Raw genomic sequence first — 1,285 nt, forward strand, 5'->3', positions numbered from 1 at the left:
AGCGAAATGCATTGTAAACACGATGCTATCCCCCACTTCCTAAGTGAAAAATACTGTTTTTTTTGGGTTTTGGTTTTTCAAAAATTTTAGTTTTTTATTAAAAGGAACTTTTTCAGTGGCTTCTCCGGAAACGAAAAATTTGTCCTTTAGCATGGCTCTATTGGGTCCAATTGTCTTAGATTTGAATTGAAATAGTGCCAAAACGCTACACAGAACTTGGACAAATACCAATATTGCTCCGCTCCGGCAACTTCAAAGGAATGGCACTGATCGCCGGGGAACATATACATATAGCGTGCTAATCCACTAGCCATGCTATAAGAAAAATCCTGGCGTAGCGAGCATGTTCGACGCTATGTTTTTGAAATATCGAGAAAGCCTTCGCCGAAAACATCCCGAACATCATGGATGGCAATAAACGCATTCACATCTACAGCTTTCACAATTTTTTTGAGCTTGATTACCTCTTGTTTGCTAATGACAATATAGAGGATATCTTTTTGAGTTTTTGTATAATATCCATGGCCAGAAAGAACGGTAACGCCTCGGTCCATGAGAACATTCACTTGTTGAGCAATTTGATCGGGTTCCTTTGAAATAATCGTGACAGCTTTTTTCGGGTTAAATCCTTCGATAATGAATTCCATTACTTTTGTTCCAATGTAGAGCATAATGATCGTGAGCATCAGTTTTTCGGCACCGATAATAAAATAAGAAGAAAAAGCGACAATCATATCAAAAAATAGCAGTCCATAACTGATGCTCCAGCCGAGATATTTATGGGTAATTCTAGCAAGGATGGTCGTCCCCGCAGTTGTGCCGCCAACCCGAAGAATTAAGCCAATCCCAACACCAGCAAAGACGCCGCCAAAGATCGCATTCACCATTATTTCATCAGATAAAATGCGCCAGTCTTCTGTTAAATGTAAAAACAAAGAATTTAACGCAACAGCTATAATCGTATATATGGTTGTCGTTTTATTTAAAAATTTATAGCCGATGATCAGCAAAAAAGCATTAATCATTAAGTTCACCAATCCCGGCGACCATTTGAAGAGATAAAATAAAATAATGGTGATCCCGGTAACGCCGCCTTCGCCAAATTCATTAGGAATGACAAACAGATTAACAGCTAATGCAAAAATAAAAGAACCTGCCGTAATCATAAGCATATCTATGACTCTTTTTTTCATATCTTAACACCTCGTGAAATTCGATTTCTGCATTCAGAATCCAACTATTATACTTGTAAACTAGAACGGTTGCAATACTGTTTTGAAAGAGG

At 37.9% G+C, this 1,285-nt stretch carries 1 protein-coding gene; it reads right to left on the reverse strand.

From position 1 onward, the window contains the following. Nucleotides 1-353 precede the first annotated feature (353 nt). Entirely contained in the window at nt 354-1,193 is an 840-nt protein-coding gene (locus WD019_RS21640; protein ID WP_425712810.1) for a YitT family protein, read from the reverse strand. Between the last annotated feature and the right edge of the window lie 92 nt (nt 1,194-1,285).

The sequence above is a fragment of the Fictibacillus sp. Mic-4 genome (assembly GCF_049843615.1).
Classification (GTDB): Bacteria; Bacillota; Bacilli; order Bacillales; family Fictibacillaceae; genus Fictibacillus_A; species Fictibacillus_A gelatini.